The organism is Micromonospora sp. MA102 (assembly GCF_025460765.1).
In the GTDB taxonomy this organism is placed as follows: Bacteria; Actinomycetota; Actinomycetes; order Mycobacteriales; family Micromonosporaceae; genus Micromonospora; species Micromonospora halotolerans.
Window position 1 is genome coordinate 16,404 of record NZ_JAMWEG010000009.1, and the last position, 19,599, is coordinate 36,002.

At 72.1% G+C, this 19,599-nt stretch carries 17 protein-coding genes and 1 riboswitch; of the genes, 8 read left to right on the forward strand and 9 right to left on the reverse strand.

Annotated elements, in window-relative coordinates; genetic code table 11:
* Positions 1-133: 133 nt before the first annotated feature.
* Entirely contained in the window at positions 134-1,117 is a 984-nt protein-coding gene (locus NFX44_RS19085; protein ID WP_262284922.1) for a zinc metalloprotease, read from the forward strand.
* Between the two features lie 88 nt (positions 1,118-1,205).
* On the opposite strand, the gene NFX44_RS19090 is transcribed toward NFX44_RS19085, so the two are convergent.
* Positions 1,206-1,751 (reverse strand): pyridoxamine 5'-phosphate oxidase family protein, encoded by a 546-nt coding sequence (locus NFX44_RS19090; RefSeq protein ID WP_262284923.1) that lies wholly within the window; start codon positions 1,749-1,751, stop codon positions 1,206-1,208.
* 78 nt (positions 1,752-1,829) lie between these two features.
* Here NFX44_RS19090 and dcd point away from each other — a divergent pair, with 78 nt between their 5' ends.
* On the forward strand, positions 1,830-2,408 hold the full coding sequence (gene dcd, locus NFX44_RS19095; protein ID WP_073826900.1) for a dCTP deaminase: 579 nt from the start codon (positions 1,830-1,832) through the stop codon (positions 2,406-2,408).
* Between the two features lie 60 nt (positions 2,409-2,468).
* On the opposite strand, the gene NFX44_RS19100 is transcribed toward dcd, so the two are convergent.
* Positions 2,469-3,449, reverse strand: a complete 981-nt coding sequence (locus tag NFX44_RS19100) for an NlpC/P60 family protein (RefSeq protein WP_262284924.1) — start codon at positions 3,447-3,449, stop codon at positions 2,469-2,471.
* A 70-nt stretch (positions 3,450-3,519) separates the two neighbouring features.
* Positions 3,520-3,656: riboswitch (cyclic di-AMP (ydaO/yuaA leader) on the reverse strand.
* A 241-nt stretch (positions 3,657-3,897) separates the two neighbouring features.
* On the opposite strand from NFX44_RS19100, the gene NFX44_RS19105 reads away from it, so the two are divergent.
* Complete coding sequence (locus tag NFX44_RS19105) at positions 3,898-5,895, forward strand: N-acetylmuramoyl-L-alanine amidase (RefSeq protein WP_262284925.1); 1,998 nt, start codon at positions 3,898-3,900, stop codon at positions 5,893-5,895.
* Between the two features lie 72 nt (positions 5,896-5,967).
* Here NFX44_RS19105 and NFX44_RS19110 read toward each other — a convergent pair whose 3' ends face one another.
* From NFX44_RS19110 to NFX44_RS19120, 3 genes are all read right to left on the reverse strand, one after another.
* The gene (locus tag NFX44_RS19110; protein ID WP_262284926.1) at positions 5,968-6,984 is read right to left on the reverse strand and encodes a C40 family peptidase; all 1,017 of its coding nucleotides are present in this window, start codon (positions 6,982-6,984) and stop codon (positions 5,968-5,970) included.
* A gap of 164 nt (positions 6,985-7,148) precedes the next feature.
* Positions 7,149-8,153: a hemolysin family protein gene (locus NFX44_RS19115; protein WP_262284927.1), complete on the reverse strand. Its 1,005-nt coding sequence runs from the start codon at positions 8,151-8,153 to the stop codon at positions 7,149-7,151.
* Complete coding sequence (locus NFX44_RS19120) at positions 8,146-9,453, reverse strand: hemolysin family protein (RefSeq protein ID WP_262285161.1); 1,308 nt, start codon at positions 9,451-9,453, stop codon at positions 8,146-8,148. Before NFX44_RS19120 ends, NFX44_RS19115 begins: the two co-directional genes overlap by 8 nt.
* Before the next feature lie 115 nt (positions 9,454-9,568).
* On the opposite strand from NFX44_RS19120, the gene NFX44_RS19125 reads away from it, so the two are divergent.
* Complete coding sequence (locus NFX44_RS19125; RefSeq protein ID WP_262284928.1) at positions 9,569-10,246, forward strand: GPP34 family phosphoprotein; 678 nt, start codon at positions 9,569-9,571, stop codon at positions 10,244-10,246.
* Positions 10,247-10,315: 69 nt separating this feature from the next.
* Here NFX44_RS19125 and NFX44_RS19130 read toward each other — a convergent pair whose 3' ends face one another.
* Together NFX44_RS19130 and NFX44_RS19135 are read right to left on the reverse strand one after the other, a co-directional pair.
* Positions 10,316-12,514, reverse strand: coding sequence for a (Fe-S)-binding protein (locus NFX44_RS19130; protein WP_262284929.1), 2,199 nt, complete (start codon positions 12,512-12,514; stop codon positions 10,316-10,318).
* Between the two features lie 190 nt (positions 12,515-12,704).
* Positions 12,705-12,968, reverse strand: a complete 264-nt coding sequence (locus NFX44_RS19135) for a cell division protein CrgA (protein ID WP_091316105.1) — start codon at positions 12,966-12,968, stop codon at positions 12,705-12,707.
* 231 nt (positions 12,969-13,199) lie between these two features.
* Between NFX44_RS19135 and NFX44_RS19140 the strand changes: the two genes are divergently transcribed.
* The 4 genes from NFX44_RS19140 to NFX44_RS19155 are packed head-to-tail and all read left to right on the forward strand — an operon-like array spanning position 13,200 to position 16,348.
* Positions 13,200-14,006, forward strand: coding sequence for a DUF881 domain-containing protein (locus tag NFX44_RS19140; RefSeq protein ID WP_262284930.1), 807 nt, complete (start codon positions 13,200-13,202; stop codon positions 14,004-14,006).
* On the forward strand, positions 14,003-15,412 hold the full coding sequence (locus tag NFX44_RS19145) for a class E sortase (RefSeq protein WP_262284931.1): 1,410 nt from the start codon (positions 14,003-14,005) through the stop codon (positions 15,410-15,412). The genes NFX44_RS19140 and NFX44_RS19145 overlap by 4 nt, the downstream gene beginning before the upstream one ends.
* 2 nt (positions 15,413-15,414) lie before the next feature.
* Positions 15,415-15,693 carry a hypothetical protein gene (locus tag NFX44_RS19150; protein ID WP_262284932.1) on the forward strand — a complete coding sequence of 93 codons (279 nt, stop codon included), beginning with the start codon at positions 15,415-15,417 and terminating at the stop codon, positions 15,691-15,693.
* Positions 15,694-15,697: 4 nt separating this feature from the next.
* On the forward strand, positions 15,698-16,348 hold the full coding sequence (locus tag NFX44_RS19155) for an aminodeoxychorismate/anthranilate synthase component II (protein WP_262284933.1): 651 nt from the start codon (positions 15,698-15,700) through the stop codon (positions 16,346-16,348).
* 83 nt (positions 16,349-16,431) lie between these two features.
* Here the strand turns inward: NFX44_RS19155 and pknB are convergent, their stop codons facing one another.
* Entirely contained in the window at positions 16,432-18,255 is a 1,824-nt protein-coding gene (pknB, locus tag NFX44_RS19160) for a Stk1 family PASTA domain-containing Ser/Thr kinase (protein WP_262284934.1), read from the reverse strand.
* A complete protein-coding gene (locus NFX44_RS19165; RefSeq protein WP_262284935.1) occupies positions 18,252-19,598 on the reverse strand; it encodes a serine/threonine protein kinase in 1,347 nt (448 codons plus the stop codon). Before NFX44_RS19165 ends, pknB begins: the two co-directional genes overlap by 4 nt.
* Position 19,599: the final 1 nt, after the last annotated feature.

Consider the following 19,599-nt stretch of genomic DNA (forward strand, 5'->3'; position numbering starts at 1 on the left):
ACTACCAGCAAGAAGTTTCCCCACGGCAACATATGGTCGTTCTCAAATCCTTCGATCGGATGTAACGTCTCCTCCACGTTCTCCGACCGGGCGTGACATACCCCCTGTCGCGCCCGCAGAAAGAGGTGGGCCCATGGGACTTCGTCCCAACCTGCTGACCCGGCGCACCGCCGGCGTCGCGTCGACGACCCTCGCGCTGCTGCTCAGCACCGCCGCGGTAGGCGTCCTCCCCGCAGCTTCGGCCTTCTCGGCCGCCCCGTCCGGCTCCTGCTCCGAGCCGGCCGACGTCCACTCCGACGCCCGGGTCAAGAAGGGCGGACACGCCAAGCTGGACCCGAACGCGCTGACCGCCAAGCAGGTCCGCGAACGCGACGCCGATCTCACCGCGGCGCTGCGTGAGCGGGCGAACTTCCGCGCCGGCGCCGGGGCCACCCCGCTGGCCACGGTGACGATCCCCGTCGTCGTCCACGTCATCCAGCGGGACAGCACCCGGGCCGGCGGAAACATCCCGGACTCGATGGTGACCCAGCAGATCGCCGTGCTGAACACGGCGTACAGCGGTGGCACCGGTGGCGCCGCCACGGCCTTCAGCTTCCAGCTGACCAAGGTGCACCACGTCACCAACGCCGCCTGGTACCCGATCGTCGAGGGCTCCTCCGCCGAGCGCTCGATGAAGACCTCGCTGCGCGAGGGCGGCAAGAACACGCTCAACATCTACCTGGGCGAGTTGAGCGACGACCTGCTCGGCTGGGCCACCTTCCCGCAGCGCAAGCTCAACAGCATGGACGGCGTGGTCGCGCTGAGCGAGTCGCTGCCGGGTGGCACCGCGACCAACTACAACCAGGGCGACACCGGCACCCACGAGATCGGCCACTGGCTGAACCTCTACCACACCTTCCAGGGTGGGTGCTCCGGCTCGGGTGACAGCGTCTCCGACACCCCGGCCGAGGCCTCGCCGGCCTACGAGTGCCCGACCGGTCGCGACACCTGCACCGGCACCGGCAAGGACCCGATCACCAACTTCATGGACTACACCTACGACTCTTGCATGTACCAGTTCACCGCTGGTCAGGCGAGCCGCATGCTGACCGCCTGGAACGCCTACCGCGCGGCCTGACAGCCGCGCGCCACGGGCCGGCGCCGGGGCCGTCCTCGGACGGGGCCGGCGCCGGCTCTGTTCGGGCGGGAACCCATCGGGTACGGGGTCAGGCCGCCGAGCGGCGGGTGTCGAAGCCGTGCCGGCCACGCCGGCCTTCCGGGGCGAGCGGGTCACGCCGGGTCGGGGCGTTGGCCCCCGGGTCGAGCCAGACGCGCACCTCGGGCCGGCCGGTGCCGGGGCTGGCCACCTGGTCGCGCCGGGTCAGCATCGCCGCGTCGACGGTGAACTCGAACAGCCGCCAGTCGCCCTGCGGTGCGGCCCGGCCGATGCGGGCCACCCGGGCGACGGTCGCCGGGTCGGTCACCGGGATGGCCCGGCCGGCCACGTAAGCCTCGTCGTCGCTCTCCTCCGGCGGGAAGGAGTGCAGCGCGTAGCGGCCGTCGCGTTCGAGGTCGCGACGCTTGGGCGAGTCGATGACGAAGCACCAGAGCCCGTCGTCGGTGATGACCGGGGAGACCGGGTGCACGCGCGGGCCGCCGTCGGCGCGGACCGTGGCGAGGTAGCCGAAACCCGGCCCGTACTGCTGCAACAGGAGGCGGATCTCGTCGGCGAGTCGGGGCTCGTCGGCGGCGAATTCGGACCAGGAAGCCATGCGGACATTCTATCGAACAGGTGTACGAAGATGTAGTCCGACACGCAGGTCACCCGTACCGGTCGCTATGGTGTTCCGATGCTGCTCTCCGACCGCGACCTGGTCTCCGAGATCAAGGCGGGCACGCTCGCGCTGGAGCCCTTCGAGCCCACGCTGGTGCAGCCGTCCAGCATCGACGTGCGTCTGGACCGGTTGTTCCGGGTCTTCAACAACCATCTCTACACGCACATCGACCCGTCCGTGCAGCAGGACGATCTCACCTCGATGGTGGAGGTCCCCGAGGGCCAGCCGTTCGTGCTGCACCCGGGGGAGTTCGTGCTCGCCTCCACGCTGGAGGTGATCTCGCTGGGCGACCAGCTCGCCGGGCGCCTGGAGGGCAAGAGCTCGCTGGGCCGGCTCGGCCTGCTCACCCACTCGACCGCCGGCTTCATCGACCCGGGCTTCTCCGGTCACGTCACGCTGGAGCTGTCCAACGTGGCGAACCTGCCGATCACGCTCTGGCCGGGCATGAAGATCGGCCAGCTCTGCATCTTCCGGCTCTCCTCGCCGGCCGAGCACCCGTACGGCTCGGCGGTGTACGGCTCGCGCTACCAGGGCCAGCGCGGCCCGACCCCGAGCCGCTCCTGGCAGAGCTGGCGCACCTGGCCGACGCGCTGACCGACCGGCACACCGGAACGGCGCAGAGGCCCCCGCGGCGCGGGAGCCCCTGCGAACCGGTCAGCCTGGGCGGCCGTAGCTGTTGATCTGGCCGTCGTCGACGCGCTTCATCGTGATCGGCTTGCCGGACTGAGAGGCGTGCACCACCCAGCCGTCACCGACGTACATGCCGACGTGGTGCAGGTCGCTGTAGTAGAAGACGAGGTCACCGGCGCGTAGTTCGCTCCGGCTCACCCGCCTGGTCACGTCGTGCTGCTGCCGGGCGTTGTGCGGCAGCGAGACGCCGGCCTTGGCCCAGGCCGCCATGGTGAGGCCCGAGCAGTCGTAGTGGTCCGGGCCGGCGGCGCCCCAGACGTAGATCTTGCCGATCTGGGCGCAGGCGAACTTGACCGCGACGCCGGCCGGGCCGCCGGGGTAGCCGGCGGGGCAGGGCGCCGGGCGCAGCGGACCGCCGCCGCCATTGCCGTAGACCTTGAGGCGCAGCTTCTGCAGCTTGACGATCTCGGCGTCGATCTGCTTCTTCTTGGCCGCGAGCTGGGCCTCGGTGCGCGCCAGCTCGGTGATCATCTCGTCCAGCGGCTGCTTCTTGGCGGCCAACTGGTCGCGCAGCTCGGCGACGGTCCGCACCTGCTCCTGCTGGCGGTTCGCGAACCGGTCGAGCAGGGCGAGGCCGTCGACCAGCTCGCTCGGCGACCGGCTGCCCAGCAGCGCGTTGACGGTGGAGAGGTTGTTGTCGCCCTTGTAGGCGTCGGCGGCGAGCCCACCCACCTGGCCGAGGGCGGCGTCCACCCGGGCCTGGAGCGGCGCGATCTGCTTGCCGAGCGCGGCGGCCTGCTTCCGCTTGGCGGCGAGCTGCTCGCGCGTGGCGTTGACCTGTTCGATGACCGGTTCGAGCTTGTTCCAGTCCTGGTCGATCTGGCGCTCGATCTCGGTGACCGACGGTTCGGCGTGTGCCGCCGTGGCGCCGCCGGTCAGGACGACGGCGGTGCCGACCAGGGCGGCGAGGGCGGTGGTGCAACGGGACCAGCGGGAACGCGGCACAGTCGTCGACCGGTCGACCGACCGGACCGACGGTGGCCGCGGGGCATGGTGTGCCACCGGGCTTCCGTACTCCTTCTTCCTGGCCGCCTACCGGGTTAGCTGACGGGTTCGGGCGGGAAGGGAGGCGCCCTACCGCAGGGGGCTGCGGATTCACCCCAGTTACCTGGGTCCCCGGCTCGCCCGGAGGCGACTCGGCGGTGCCGGACCGTCACCACCCGGGTTGGACGGTGAAGTTCGCGGCCGACGATTGACCAGAGTAGAGAGGACCGTTATCGTTCCGCAACCCAAGACGCCGTGACACTCCGTACCCGAAAGATTCTTTCAGCGGAGATTACCCATCGGAAAGGTATTGACCCGGACCGCGCGCGGGGTGAGGGTGGGGACGCAGTGACCCCCATCCCTGTCTGGAGGTTCGATGCACCTCTCACCCCCGCCGTCGGGCAGACGGATGCTGCTGGCAGCAGCCGTCGCGGCTGCCACCGCACTCGTGGCGACCGGCCCGGTGGCCGCTCAACCGCTCACCGCCCAACCCGCCAGCGACCGCCAGGATCAGTATGCCGCCGCCGCGGCGGAATACGGCGTGCCGCAGAGCGTCCTGCTCGGCGTCTCGTACCTGGAGTCGCGCTGGGACACCCACCCGGGCCAGCCGAGCACCAGCGGCGGCTACGGCCCGATGCACCTCACCGACGCCCAGCACGTCCTCGCGACGCCGGCCAGCGGCCACGTCAGCGAGGACGAGGACCCGCGGGGCGACGACTCGCGCCCGCTCACCCTCGACCCGGCCACCGCGGCCGCACCGGCGGAGGACGTGCTGCCGCAGGCGTCCCTGCAGACGCTCGACGCCGCCGCGGCCCTCACCGGCCTCGCCGAGGAGACGCTGCGCACGGACGCGGCCGCGAACATCCGGGGCGGGGCGGCGCTGCTCGCCTCGTACCAGAAGCAGTTGGACTCGCCGGTCGGCGCCACCACCGACCCGGCGGCCTGGTACGGCGCGGTGGCCCGCTACTCCGGCGCGGACACCGAGGACGCGGCGGCGGCCTTCGCCGACGAGGTCTACGACCAGCTCGGCCTGGGCGCGGCCCGGACCACCGACGACGGCCAGCGGGTGACCCTGGCCGCCACCGCGGTGACACCGGACCAGTCCGGGCTGCACAAGCTGGGGCTGCGCCGGGCCGAGCGGCCGGACGGCCTGGAGTGCCCGGTCCGGCTGGCCTGCGAGTGGATCCCGGCCCCCTACGAGCAGTACGGCCCGGGATCCGGCGACTACGGCAACCACGACCTCGGCAACCGCCCGGCCCAGCAGAAGATCGAATACATCGTCATCCACGACACCGAGGGCTACTTCGGCCCGAGCGTGAACCTGGTGAAGGACCCGACCTACCTGGGCTGGCACTACACGCTGCGCTCGGTGGACGGCTACGTCGCCCAGCACATCAAGGCCAAGGACGTCGGCTGGCACGCCGGCAACTGGTACGTCAACGCCAAGTCCATCGGCCTGGAGCACGAGGGCTTCGCCGGGCACGGCACCTGGTACACCGAGGCGATGTACCGGGCGTCGGCCAAGCTGGTCCGGCACCTGGCGCTGAAGTTCCAGATCCCGCTGGACCGGCAGCACATCATCGGCCACGACAACGTCCCCGGCACCACCGCCTCGACCGTGCGCGGGATGCACTGGGACCCGGGCCCGTACTGGGACTGGTCGCACTACTTCGACCTCATGAAGGCGCCCTTCCGGTCCCTCGGCAACGCGCACACCGGCCTGGTCACCATCGACCCGGACTTCGCCACCAACCAGCCCGCCTTCGTCGGCTGCAACCAGCAGCCGCCGGGCGTCCCGAACCCGGCTCCGCCGGCCGCGCCGTGCCCGCTGCGCGGCTCGTCCGCGGTGGTCCTGCACACCGCGCCGAGCGCGACCGCCCCGCTGGTCAACGACCTCGGGCTGCGTCCGGACGGCACGCCGGACACCATGTACATCTCCGACCACGGCGCCCGCGCCTCGGCCGGCCAGACGTACGCGGTGGCCGACGTGCAGGGTGACTGGACGGCGATCTGGTACCTCGGCCAGAAGGCCTGGTTCCTCAACCCGGCCTCGGCGCCCACCGCCAAGTGGTCGACGGGCTTCGTGGTGACGCCCAAGCCGGGGAAGACCACCATCCCGGTGTACGGCCGCGCCTACCCGGAGAAGGAGGCCTACCCGGCCACCATCCCGTTCCAGGGCGTCTCCCCGCTCCAGTACACGTTCTCGGCCGGCCAGCGGTACGCGCTCGGCGGCGTCCTGCAGAGCGAGTACTACCGCGCGGTGTCGTTCGACGGTTCGGCCCCGGACGACCGGACGGTGGTCCGCGGCGACACCAGGTACGCGCAGGTCCAGTTCGGCCACCGGATCATGTACGTGAACCTCGACGACGTGCTGATCCTGCCGTCCCCGATCGACGCGCCCAGGTAGCAGCGGCGACGCTCGACGGAGAAGGCCCCCGGTCCGTGTGGACCGGGGGCCTTCTCGTCGCTGGGGGGCGGGTCAGGTGACCCGGACGAAGCCGGCGAGCGGCTGTGTGCTGATGCTCGACACCTGGACCGGTTTGCCGGTCCGTGGCGCGTGCACCATCACCCCGTTGCCGAGGTAGAGCCCGACGTGGTGCAGGTCGCTGCCGAAGAAGACGAGGTCACCCGGTCTGGCCTCGGAGCGGGAGACCTTGCGGCCCTCGTTCCACTGTGCACCCGTGAAGTGGGTGAGCGAGATGCCCGCCGCCTTGTAGGCGTACTGGGTGAGGCCGGAGCAGTCGAACGAGTTCGGGCCGGTGGCGCCCCACACGTACGGGTCGCCGACCTGCGCGCACGCCGTCCTGATCGCGGTGCGCGCGGCGCTGCTGACCACGCCGTCGATCTTCGGGCAGCCGGCCGGCCGGATCGAGGTCACCGGCAGCATGGCCGTCAACCGCTTGATCTCGGAGTCGATCTGCTTCTTCTTGGTCGCCAGCTCCTTCTCCTGCTTGAGCTCGGTGGCGATCAGCGCGTCCAGCTTCTGCTTCTGCGCGTTGTACTTGTCCCGGACGGCGAGCACACCGGCGATCTGCTTGCGCTGGTCGTCGGCGAGCCGGTCGAGGATGACGAGCTGCTCGGCGAGGGTGCCCGGCCTGGTGCTCACCAGCAGGGCGCCCATCTCCTGGGAGGGGCCCTGGATGTAGTAGCGGGCGGCGATGTCGCCGACCTTGTTCATGGCGAGCGCCGACTCGAGCTCCAGCGGCACCATCTTCTTCTGCAGGTCCGCGGACTTCTTCTTGTTGACCTTGAGCTGGGAGCGGACCTTGTTGTACTGCTCGATCGTGGGTTCGAGCTTCTCCCACTGCTTGTCGATCTGCGCGTCGATCTCGTCCACCGACGGCGCCGCGTGCGCCGGGGCCGCCAGCATCCCGGCGCCGACCGCGACGGCGGCGACCACGGTGAGGAGACGGCGTACCACCCGGTGGAACCCGGCGGGGCGGCCGGGCGACTGGCTCGGGGCGTGACGTTCAGGGGGCATGGTTGCCACCGGCACGGACTCCTTTGCAACCGACCGCCGGGCGCCTCGCGAGAGGGAAGATCGAGGCAGACGACCCACAGCGGTCGGTGCCCCACATTAGGGAAGGCACGGGGGTGGAATCAAGGCGACCTTTAGTTCAATCACGTCTGCGCAACCGCTTGCACACCAAGGGTATTCATTTACTTGCCAACGATCGCCGTCAATACGTCGTCGAGTGTCACCACACCGAGCGGTCGACGGCCGTCGCTGACCAGCACCATGTGCCGGCGCTCCCGGCGCATCGAGAGCAACAGGTCGGCCAGCGTACGGTCGGGCGGCACCACGGCCAGCGGCCGGTAGATGTCGGCCGGCACCGGCGCCCGGCGGGTCGCGCCCGAGTAGCCCAGCACGTCCTTCACGTGCACGAAACCGAGCACCCGGCGGGTGGACCGCTGCACCACCGGGAAGCGGGACCGGCCGGTGCGGGTGGCCAGCACCTCCAACGACGCCGGTGAGACGTCCTCGGCCACCGTGGTCACCGTCGACCAGGGTTGCAGGGCGTCGGCGGCCGTCCGGCTGTGCAGGGCCAGCGCGCCGGTGATCCGGGCGTGCTCCTCGGCGTCCAGCAGACCCTCGGTACGCGCCTGCGAGACCAGGCCGGCCAGCTCCTCCGCGGTGAACACCGTCTTCACGGCGTCGGTCGCCTCCACCCGCCACAGCCGCAGCACCTGCCGGGCCGACCACTTCATGGCCAGCAGCAGCGGCTTGGTGGCCAGGCAGAAGGCGAGCATGGCCGGGCCGAGCCAGAGCGCCGACGGCTCCGGACCGGCCAGGGTGATGTTCTTCGGCACCATCTCGCCGACCACGGTGTGCAGGAAGACCACCACGCCGAGGGCGATCACGAAGGCCACCGGGTGCACCGCAGAGGCGGGCAGGCCGAGCGCCTCGAACGGCGCCTCCAGCAGGTGGGCCAGCGCCGGCTCGGCGATCGCGCCGAGGCCCAGCGAGCAGACCGTGATGCCGAGCTGCGCCCCGGCGATCATCAGCGGGATCTGGTTCATCGCCGACAGCGCCCACCGGGCCCGCTTCGAGGTCGCCGCCAGCGGTTCGAGCACCGTACGGCGGGAGGCGATCAGGGCGAACTCGCTGCCCACGAAGAAGGCGTTGCCGAGCAGCAGCGCCAGGGCGATCAGCAGCTCACTCACCGTCGTCGGGCTCCTCGGGGCGGACCACCCGGACCTGCTCGATCCGGTGCCGGTCGACCTCCACCACGGTGAACTCGTACCCGGCCTCCTCGACCGTCTCGCCCGGCACCGGGATGTGCCCGAGCCGGGCCATCAGGAAGCCGGCCAGGGTCTCGTACGGCCCTTCGGGCAGCCGGAAGCCGGTCTGCTCGACCAGCTCGTCCTCGCGGAGCACGCCGTCCACCAGTACGGTCCGCTCGCCGCCCGGCACCGTCAGCTCCACCGGCCCGAGGTCGTCCACCGCGTCCGGGTCGAACTCGTCGGCGATCTCCCCGACCAGCTCCTCGACCAGGTCCTCCACGGTCACCACGCCGTCCGTGCCCCCGTACTCGTCGACCACGATGGCCAGGTCGGCGCCGGCGTCCTTGAGCGCGGCCAGCACCCCGTCGAGGTCGAGGCTCTCCGGGACGTACACCGGTTCGCGGGCGACCGCCGCGACCGTGGTGGCGGCCCGGCTGGCCAGCGGCACGCCGAGCGCGTCCGGTACCCCGGCCACGCCGGTGACCAGGTCCAGCGTCTCCTCGTAGACCGGGAACCGGGTCCGGCCGGTCTGCCGGGACAGGTCGAGCAGCTCGGCGACCGTCGCGGTGGCCCGCAGCGCGATCACGTCGACCCGCGGGGTCATCGCCTCGGCGGCCCGCTTGTCGCCGAACCGGATGGTGCGGCGCAGCAGCATGGCGGTGTCCGGCGGCAGCGCACCGGCCCGGGCCGAGATGGCCGCGAGCAGCCCCAGTTCCTCCGGGGACCGGGCGCTGGCCAGCTCCTCCTGCGGCTCCACGCCGAGCCGCCGGACCAGCCGGTTGGCCGAGTCGTTGAGCAGCCGGATCAGCCAACCGAAGGTGCGGGAGAAGGTCCGCATCGGCCCGGCGGTGCCGAGCGCCGTGGGCATCGGCCGGGCCAGTGCGAGGTTCTTGGGCACCAGCTCGCCGAAGAGCATCGAGATGAGGGTGGCCAGCGCCAGGGCGAGCAGCCCGGTGAACCGTTCCGCCCCGCCGACCGGGCGCAACAGCGGGGCGAAGAGGCGGGCCAGCGCCGGCTCGGCCAGGTAGCCGGTGAGCAGCGCGGTGATGGTGATGCCGAGCTGGGCGCCGGAGAGCTGGAAGGACAGCTCGCGCAGCGCGCGGCGTACCGTGGTGGCCCGACCGTCGCCCTCACCGGCCCGCCGGTCGATCTCCGCCCGGTCGACGGTGACCAGGGCGAACTCGGCCGCGACGAAGAACGCGTTGCCGGCGGTCAGCAGCACGAAGCCGACCAGGGGCAACAGCGTGGTAACCAGCAGGCCGTCGATGAGCGCGATTGTTCCACGGGCCGGCAGTCGGCACGAGCCGGCGGCCGGCCGGCTGGCGGGCTGGTGGACCGGACGTAGCGTGGATCGCATGGACCGCCTGCTGCTCACCGACGAACTGGTTCTGCTCGCCTACGACGACGCCGGCGCCAACCGGCTCGGCCGGCCGCACCTGGACTACGGCCTCGCCGGGGCGGTCCTGCTGGAGCTGGCCCTGGCCGGCCGGGTCGAGGTGACCGACGGCCGGCTGGCGGTCACCGATCCCAGCCCGACCGGCATGCCCCTGCTGGACCAGGCGCTCGCCGCCGTCGCCGGGGACCGGCCGCGAAAGCCGAAGGACTGGATCAGCAGGCTGGCCAAGGGCCTGCCGGACCGGGTGCTCGACGGCCTGGTCGCCGCCGGGGTGCTGCGCCGGGAGTCGGACCGGGTGCTGTGGGTGTTCCCGCGTACCCGCTATCCCTCGCCCACCGGCGCGGAGCCGGCGGTGGAGACGGCGGCCCGGGAGCGGATGCGGGCCGCGCTGGCCGCCGACGGTCCGGCGGACGCGCGGACGGCCGCGCTGCTCACCTTGACCCGGGCCGTCGGCCTGGACCGGAAGCTCTTCCACGAGCTGCCGAAGGAGCGCGTCAAGGCCCGCCTGGCCGAGATCGCTGCGGGCGACTGGGCCTCCGCGGCCACCAAGAAGGCGATCGAGGAGACGCAGGCCGCGGTGCTGGTGGCGACGACCGCCGCCGCCACCGCCGCCATCGCGACCACGACGGTCTCCTGACCGACGACGGCGGCGGCACCCGCGTGGGGTGCCGCCGCCGTCGTGGTTCAGCTCGTCCGGGGGTACGCCTCAGCCGGCGACCGTCTCGGTCTCCTTCTCGCCCGCCGGGGCGTCCGGCTTGACCGAGCGGAGCAGCACGCTGGCCACGTCGACGACCTCGACCTGCTCGCCGGCGCCCTTGCCGTTGACACCGTCATTGAGCATCGTCGAGCAGAACGGGCAGCCGACCGCGATGGTCTTCGCCCCGGTGGCCATGGCCTCCTCGACCCGGTCCACGTTGATCCGCTTGCCGATCTTCTCCTCCATCCACATCCGGGCGCCGCCGGCGCCGCAGCAGAAGGAGCGCTCGCTGTTGCGCGGCATCTCGGTCAGCTCGCCCTCGATGGCGTCCCCGAGCACCTCGCGCGGGGCGGCGAAGACCCGGTTGTGCCGGCCCAGGTAGCAGGGGTCGTGGTAGGTCACGCCGCCGTCGACCGGCTGCACCGGGGTGAGCTTGCCGGCGGCCACCAGGTGGGCCAGCAGCTGGGTGTGGTGCACCACCTCGAACTCGCCGCCGAGCTGGCCGTACTCGTTGCCCAGGGTGTTGAAGCAGTGCGGGCAGGTGGCGACGATCTTCCGCTTGCTCTTCTCCCGGCCCTCGAACGCCTCGTTCAGCGTCTCGACGTTCTGCTGGGCGAGCATCTGGAAGACGAACTCGTTGCCGATCCGCCGGGCCGGGTCACCGGAGCACGTCTCGCCCTCGCCGAGGATGGCGAAGGAGACGCCGGCCTCGTTGAGCAGCGTGGCCACCGCCCGGGTGGTCTTCTTGGCCCGGTCCTCGAACGCGCCGGCGCAGCCGACCCAGAACAGGTACTCGAAGTCGTCGACCTCGCCGACCCGCGGCACCTCGAAGCCGAGGCCCTTGGTCCAGTCCTCACGGGTGTTCTGCGGGGCGCCCCACGGGTTGCCCTTGTTCTCCAGGTTGCGGAGCATGACGCCGGCCTCGGACGGGAAGCTCGACTCGATCAGCACCTGGTAGCGGCGCATGTCGACGATGTGGTCGACGTGCTCGATGTCCACCGGGCACTGCTCGACGCAGGCGCCGCAGGTGGTGCACGACCAGAGCACGTCCGGGTCGATGACACCGCCCTCCTCGGCGGTGCCGATCAGCGGGCGGTCGGCCTCGGCCAGGGCCAGCACGTCCATGTGGGCGAGCTGCGCCTCGGTGGCCTTCTCCTCGCCGGTCAGGTCCTTGCCGCCGCCGGCCAGCAGGTACGGCGCCTTGGCGTACGCGTGGTCGCGGAGGCTCAGCACGAGCAGCTTCGGGGACAGCGGCTTGCCGGTGTTCCAGGCCGGGCACTGCGACTGGCAGCGGCCGCACTCGGTGCAGGTGCTGAAGTCCAGCAGGCCCTTCCAGGTGAACTGCTCGACCTGGGCGACGCCGAACTGGTCCTTCTCCGGGTCGGCCTCCTCGAAGTCGAGCGGCTTGCCCTCGCTCATCATGGGCCGCAGCGGGCCCAGGCCGGAGCCGGCCGGCTTCGCGGGCTCGCGCTTGAAGAAGATGTTCGGGAACGCCAGGAACCGGTGCCAGGCGACGCCCATGGTGACGTTCAGCGAGATCACGATGAGCCAGGTCATCGAGATGACGATCTTGATGAGGGCGGCGACGCTCACGCCGGCCGTCCAGGCCGGGAGGGCGGCGCCGACCGCGTGGCTCAGCGGGGTGGCCCAGACCGGGTACTCGAAGTGGTCGGTGGCGACCTTGAAGCCGCGGATCACGAAGCCGAAGATCAGGACCAGCAGCACGACCCACTCGACGAAGTAGCCCTGCCACATGGTCGAACCGGTGAACCGGGAGCGGCCGCCCGGCCGGGTGGGCCGGTTGCGCAGCCGGATGCCCATCAGCACGAGGATGCCGGCCAGGCCCAGGATCCCGATCCACTCGGTGGCCAGGCCGAAGATCGTCCAGTGCCCGATGATCGGCAGCCCGCCGCCGGGTGTGACCACCTCGAAGTACGCCTCGAGCACGAGCAGCGACAGCACGATGAAGCCGACCATCACGAACCAGTGCGCCGCGCCCACCACGCTCCACTTGAGCATGCGGGTGTGGCCGGCGGTCTCCACCAGCATCTTCTTCGTGCGGGCGCCCTTGTCGGTGAACCGCTCCGGCGCGGGCTGGCCGAGCCGGATGACGGCCGTCATCTTCATGACCGCGCGCACCGCAAGCCACACCGCCACGGCGGTGATGGCGGCCGCGAGGATCGTGGTGACGATCTGGACGCTGCCCATCGAGTTGGCCTCCCGGTCTGCTGCTTGTCAGTGCAGCCTACGCGCAAGGTTACCCAGCAGTAACGTGAGTCATCTCGCACCGGCCACCCCGCCCTGCCGACACCTTAGGGGCAGCGGGCGCCGGGCGCCGGTCAGGGGCGTCCCGGCGTGACCTACGCCCGGTGCGGCAGAGGCGGCGGAACCGGCGGGGTCAGCGCCAGCGGGAGAGCAGGATCAGCGAGGAGACCATCGCGCCGAAGCCCACGGCGAGGTTCCAGTACCCCCACGACGCGACGGGATACGCCTGCTCGGAAAGGTAGTAGACGACCAGCCACCCGATGCCCACCACGATCAGCGCGACCGCGGTGATCGGCAGCCAGACCGGGCTAGGCTTGCGCGTCGCCGCCGTCGCCGTCGGACGCACGTCCGTCGGCGGGGTGTACACCTTCTTCTTGCGGACCTGAGACTTGGGCACGACGCTCTCCAGAGGGGGGTACGACCTCGTCCGGCCTGACAACCGGGCGCGGGGGCGACGGTCCATGGCCAATAATGTTCGACAGCTAGCGTAGTCCGGCCGGACCCTCCAGGCCACGAATGGGGTCAGGCCGGTGCACGGAGTGACCGAAAAGAGCGGGACTTTTCGGGTCGAGCAGACCGGTCCGCGCCCTCGCGGGCCGGAACGAGACGACGGGAAAGGGAACGCCCGGTGGAGTACACGTCCGGCGCCGCCTCCTGGCAGAAGGTCCTCCGGCGCGCGGTGGTCGGCCTGCTGCCGCGCCGGCCACGCCAGCGCCGCCCGGGCTGGTCGATCGGCGTACCCCTGATCGCCGCCGCGGCCGGCCTCCTCTTCACCACGACGGCCACCACCGCCGGCGGCACCCCGTTGCGGGAGGACCGGCGCCCCCAGCTCACCCAGTTGATCGAGGACCGGCGCGAGCAGGTCGCGGCCAGCGAGGCGAAGGCCGCCCGGCTGCGCGCCGAGGTCGAGGAGCAGACCGGCGCCCTGGCCGGCGCCGACGGCCCGATCAAGGCGCAGCAGGACCGGGCCGCCGCCACCCGCCAGGCCGCCGGGTTCACGGCGCTCACCGGCAACGGCATCACCATCGAGCTGAACGACGCGCCCCGACGCGCCGACCAGAGCCTGCCCAAGGGTGCGAGCAACGACGACCTGGTGGTCCACCAGAGCGACGTCCAGGCCGTCGTGAACGCGCTCTGGGCGGGCGGCGCGGAGGCCATGTCAATCATGAATGTCCGCGTGCTCAGCACCAGCGCGGTACGCTGCGTCGGTAACACTCTGCTGCTGCACGGCCGGGTGTACTCCCCTCCTTTCAAGATCGTGGCTATCGGCGACCCCGCCGCCTTCCAGCGGGAACTCGCCGCGTCCAAGGGAGTCCGGTTGTTCAGGGAAGCCGTCGACCACTACCAGCTCGGCTACACCGAGACCGTCTCCACGGTCACCGTGCCGGCGTTCGAGGACTCGACCGCACTGCAGTCGGCCAAGGTGCCGCGGTGACCCGGGACGATCCCCGCGAGCGCGACGGGCGCCACCGCGACCCGAGCGAGGACCCGACCGCCTTTCTCCCGAAGGTCGACCGGCCGGCTTCCGCGCCGCCCCGGCCCCCGCTCGACCTGCCCTGGCCGGACCAGGCGGCGCCACCCTCGGCCACCGAGCAGCCGCCGGCGCGCCCGCGCCCGCCCGCGGCCCCGCCGCCGGCGTGGCCCGGCAACCACCCGCCGGCCCCCACCGCGCGGCCGGTGTCACCGCCACCCACCGCGCCACCCGGCCCCGCCGCCCCCCACGACCGGCGTCCCGCGCAGGACCAGCACCGGCCGGCACCCGCGCCCCGGCTCGACCCACCGACCGCGGAGGTACGCCCCTCCAGCCCCGGTGACGCGCCGACCGCGTTCATCCCACCGCTCGGCGACCGGCGCGAGCGCCAGCGGGCCGGGAACCCGGTCGAACCCCGCCGCGCCGAGGGGGCGCGTCCCGCGGCGAACGGCCCGGCGGACCCGGGTGCGACCGCGCTGATCCCGGCCGTCAGCCGCCCGCCGGCCCCTCCGGCGGCACTGGACCACACCGCGCTCATGGGCGCCGTGCCCCCGGTCCCGGACATCGGCGAGGGCGACCCGGGCGGCACCCCGGCCGAGCCGCCGCAGCCCCGCCGCGGCGAACGGGTGGTGCAACTCCGGCCGGAGCAGACCGGCGAGGGATACAAGAGCGTCTACTCCGAGCTGACCCGGCCCACCGTCGGTTCCCGGCTGCGTTCGATCGTGCGCGGCACCGGCGAGGTGCTGATCACCTTCGGCCTGGTGGTGCTGCTCTTCGCCGGCTACGAGATCTGGGGCAAGGCGGTGATCGTCGACGCCCACCAGAACGACCTGAGCAGCCAGCTCGCCCAGGAGTGGGGGGCGGACCCGACGGTCGGGCCGACGACCGGGCCGAGCGCCAAACCGAAGCCGCCCGCCGAGGGCAAGCCGGTCGCCGGGCTCTACCTCCCGAAGTTCGACAAGCACTGGGTGGTGGTCGAGGGGGTCACGCCGGACGACATCCGGTACGCCCCGGGCCACTACCCGAAGAGCGCCATGCCGGGCCAGGTGGGCAACTTCGCCATCGCCGGGCACCGCATCCGGGCCACCTTCTGGCGCCTCGACGAGCTGCGTCCGGGCGACGCCGTCGTGGTCGAGACGCAGACCGAGTGGTTCATCTACAAGGTCTACCAGCAGCGGATCGTCAAGCCGTACCAGGTCGAGGTCGTCGCGCCGGTGCCGGGCAAGCCGACCGAGAAGCCGACCGAGAAGCTGCTCACCCTCACGACCTGCAACCCCAAGTTCGACAACTACCAGCGGCTGATCATCCACGCCCGCCTGGACCACGTCCAGGCCAAGACGGCGGGTCGCCCGGCCGAGCTGGAGGGCTGAGCGTGTACGGCTGGATCTGGCGGAAGCTGCCCCTCGGGCTCCCCGGAAAGCTGATCGGCTCGCTGCTGCTGGCCGTCGCGACCGTCGCCCTGCTCTGGTTCGTGGTCTTCCCGTGGGCCGAACCCCTCCTGCCCTTCGACGACGTGCAGGTCACCCAGGACTCCGGCGTGCCGGGGGACGACGGCGGCGGGCTCACCGAGCCGAGTGAGCGGCCGTCCGAGGAGGAGATCCCCTACAGCACCGAGTCGAACAACGCCCCGCCCTCCACCCCGAGCAGGTGACCCGATGCGCGTCCTCGTGATCGACAACTACGACTCCTTCGTCTTCAACCTGGTCCAGTACCTGGGCCAGCTCGGCGTGGAGTGCGAGGTGCGGCGCAACGACGAGATCGACGTGGCCGAGGTGGGCCGGGCGGGCGCGGAGGGTGTGCTGCTCTCGCCGGGGCCGGGCAGTCCCGACCGCGCCGGCATCTGCCTCGACGTGATCAAGGAGTACGCCGGTAAGCTCCCCCTGTTCGGGGTCTGCCTCGGTCACCAGGCCATCGGTGAGGCGTTCGGCGCGACCGTTACCCGGGCGCCGGAGCTGCTGCACGGCAAGACCTCGGAGGTACGGCACCACGGGGTGGGGGTGCTCGCCGGCCTGCCCGACCCGTTCACCGCCACCCGCTACCACTCGCTCGCCGTGCTGCCCGAGACGCTGCCCGACGAACTGGAGGTCACCGGCCGGACCGGCTCCGGCGTGGTGATGGCCATGCGGCACCGCACCCTGCCGATCGAGGGCGTCCAGTTCCACCCCGAGTCGGTGCTCACCGAGGGTGGCCACCTCATGCTGGCCAACTGGCTGGCCGTCTGCGGCTACCCGGAGGCCCTGGAGCGGGCCCCGGAGCTGGCCGCCGAGGTCGACGCCCGCCGCCGCGCCGCGTTCGCCGCCGCCTGAGGCTTCGTCCTACGCCAGATAGGCGACGTGGCGGTGTCCGGGTCGCCCGGACACCGCCCCCTCGCCGGCCTGGCGCGGTCGGCTCAGGGCAGGCTGAACCTCGTCGGCGGCGTGGTGTTCGGGAACGGGAAGCCACCACCGCCGCCGGTGCCGGGCGTCGTCGGCGTCGTGCCCGGCGACGGGGTGCCCGGGCTGGCGCTGTCGGTCGGCTCCACCGCGGCGATGTCGACGTAGATCGTCACCCGCTCGCCACGAGGCAGCTTCGAGTTGCCCTTGGGGGTCTGCCGGCTGACCTTGCCGGCCTTGTCCGGCGTGACATCGTCGCCGTCCAGCGTCCGTACCTGGTAACCGGCGTTCTTCAGCAGTCTGGTCGCCTGGTCCTCGGACAGGCCGAGAACATCCGGCACCTCGTTGACGTTGCCTCGGGAGACCTTCACCTTCACCTCGGTCCCCGCGGTGACCGTGCTGCCCTCCTTGGGATCGACGCCGACAACGGTCCCCTTGGGCAGGCTGCTGTCGACGTCGTCGGAATCGACCTTGAGGTCCAGGTTCTCCAGCTGCTGCCTCACGTTGATGAACTGGGAGTTCACCAACCCGTCCGGGATGGTGACCTGCTTCGGGCCTCCGCAGATCTGGACCGTTACCGCGGTGTTCTTTTCCACCCGCTGGCCGAACGGCGGGTTCTGGCCGACCACGGTGCCCTTGTCGCAGGTGGTGTTCTGCACGGGCTCACCGGCCGTGAAGCGCAGCCCGGCCTGGGTGAGCGCGGCCTGCGCCTCCACCTGGGTGCGGCCCTGCAGCTGCGGCACGGAGACCTTCTCGGCGCCGGTCTGGTTGAGCCAGAGCGCGGTGGCCAGCGCGATGACCGCGAGCACGCCGAGCGCCGCGAAGGTGGCGATCACCCAGGCCGAGCTCTTCCGCTTGCGCGCGTCGCCGACCCGGGCCGGCGGCTGCTGGCGGGTCTGCGGGCCCATCACCTGGGTCTGCTGGTAGCCGCCGGCACCGGCCGGCGCCATCGGCATGGTCTCCTCGGCGGGCATGACCGGGGTGGCCAGCACCGGGCGGCCGGCGGCGGCGCGGAGCAGGTCCGCCCGCATCTCGCCGGCACTCTGGTAGCGGTTCAGCGGGTTCTTGGAGAGCGCCTTGAGGACGATGGCGTCCACGGCGGGGTTGACGTCCGGGTTGATGGTGCTCGGCGTGGGCGGCTGCTCCCGCACGTGCTGGTAGGCGACGCTGACCGGGCTGTCGCCGACGAACGGCGGGTGCCCGCAGAGCAGCTCGAAGAGCACGCAGCCGGCCGCGTAGACGTCGGAGCGGGCGTCGACCGCCTCGCCGCGCGCCTGCTCGGGAGAGAGGTACTGCGCCGTGCCGATGACCGCGCTGGTCTGCGTCATCGTGGTGGCGCCGCTGGCCAGCGCCCGGGCGATGCCGAAGTCCATCACCTTGACCTGACCGGTCTGGGTCAGCATCACGTTGCCGGGCTTGATGTCCCGGTGGATGATCCCGTGCCGGTGGCTGAACTCCAGCGCCGCGCACATGTCGGCGCAGATCTCCAGCGCCCGGCGCGGCTGGAGCCGGCCCTCGGCGCCGAGCACCTCCTTGAGGGTCCGCCCGTTGACGAACTCCATGACGATGAACGGCAGCGTCTCGCCGGTCGGGGCGGTCTCCTCGCCGGTGTCGTACACGGCGACGATGGCCGGGTGGTTCAGCGAGGCGGCGTTCTGCGCCTCCCGGCGGAACCGCATCTGGAAGGTCGCGTCCCGGGCCAGGTCGGCCCGGAGCATCTTGATCGCGACATCCCGACCGAGCCGGAGATCGCGACCGCGGTGCACCTCCGCCATGCCGCCGTAGCCGAGCAGCTCGCCGACCTGGTACCTGCCACCGAGCAGGCGGGCCTGCGCTGTCATCGCGTCTCTCGTCCTTCGCTCGTCGTCGTCTCGCCGCCAGCCGGCCGGAGCCGTACCTCACGACGGTACGACGTGGAAACCGGATAGTCGCCCCCGTGGGCCCGCACCGCGCCGGAGGTCACGCTGACCGGAGCAAGCGCGCCGGGGTCACCGGCCGCTGCGTTGTCCCGGATTCGGTAGGAAATGACCCCGGAACAGACGAGGATCAGCACGGCCAGCACGATGGCCAGCACCCACCGGCCGGCGTGGGACCGGCGCGGGGCGGGCGCGACCGGCGGGTGGGCGTACCCGAGGGGGTTGTGCTGCCGGGGCGGCGGGACGGGCGCCGCGCCGCGCGGCGCCACCGGCGGGCGGGGCTGCGGGAGCGGCGCCACCGCGGTCGGGCGGGGCGCCACCGGCGGACGGGCGGCCACCGCGGGCGGGCGGGGCTGCGGTCGGGTGGCCGTCGGGACCTGCGCCCGCGCGGCCGGCGCGGCCGGGGAGGCGGGTACGCCGGAGATCGGGTGGCCGCCCCGCGCCTGCTGCGACAGGGCGAGCTTGGCCTGCCGGGAGACGCTCGCCAGCGCGGCGGCGCTGGGCCAGCGGGCCGCCGGGTCCTTCGCGAGGGCCCGCTCGACGATGGCCCGGACCTGCGGCGGGATGTCGGCGGGAAGCGGCCGGGGCGTCTCGCGCACGTGCTTCATGGCGATCTCGAGCGGGTTGTCCCCCTCGAAGGGCCGCCGGCCGGCCAGGCACTGGTACGCGACCACGCCGAGCGCGTACACGTCGGAGGCGGGGGTGGCGACGGCGCCGGTGGCCTGCTCGGGCGAGATGTAGGAGGCGGTGCCGAGCACCGAGCCGGCGGCGGTGAGCTGGCCGACCAGGTCGGAGCGGGCGATGCCGAAGTCGGTGAGCACCAGCGTGCCGTTGGGCCGGACCAGCAGGTTGCCGGGCTTCACGTCCCGGTGCACGATGCCCTTCTCGTGCGCGGCGTGCAGCGCGTCGGCGGCCTGGGCGAGCAGGGCCATCGTCCGGGCCGGGGTGAGCCGGCCGACCCGGCTGAGCGTCGAGGAGAGCGCGTCGCCCTCCACGTACTCCATGACGAGGAAGGCGATCTGCTGGTCGCTGCCGAAGTCGTAGACGTCGACCACGCCGGGGTGGTTGATGGTGGCCATGGTGCGCGCCTCGCCGCGGAACCGCTCGGCGAAGCCCGGCTCGTCGAGCAGGGCGGGGAGCAGGCTCTTGACGGCGACCGTACGGCCCAGCACCTGGTCGGTGCCGCGCCAGACGTCGCCCATGCCACCGCTGGCGATCCGCTCGTCGAGGCGGTAGCGGTTGCCGAGCTGCACACCCGGGCTGAGCATG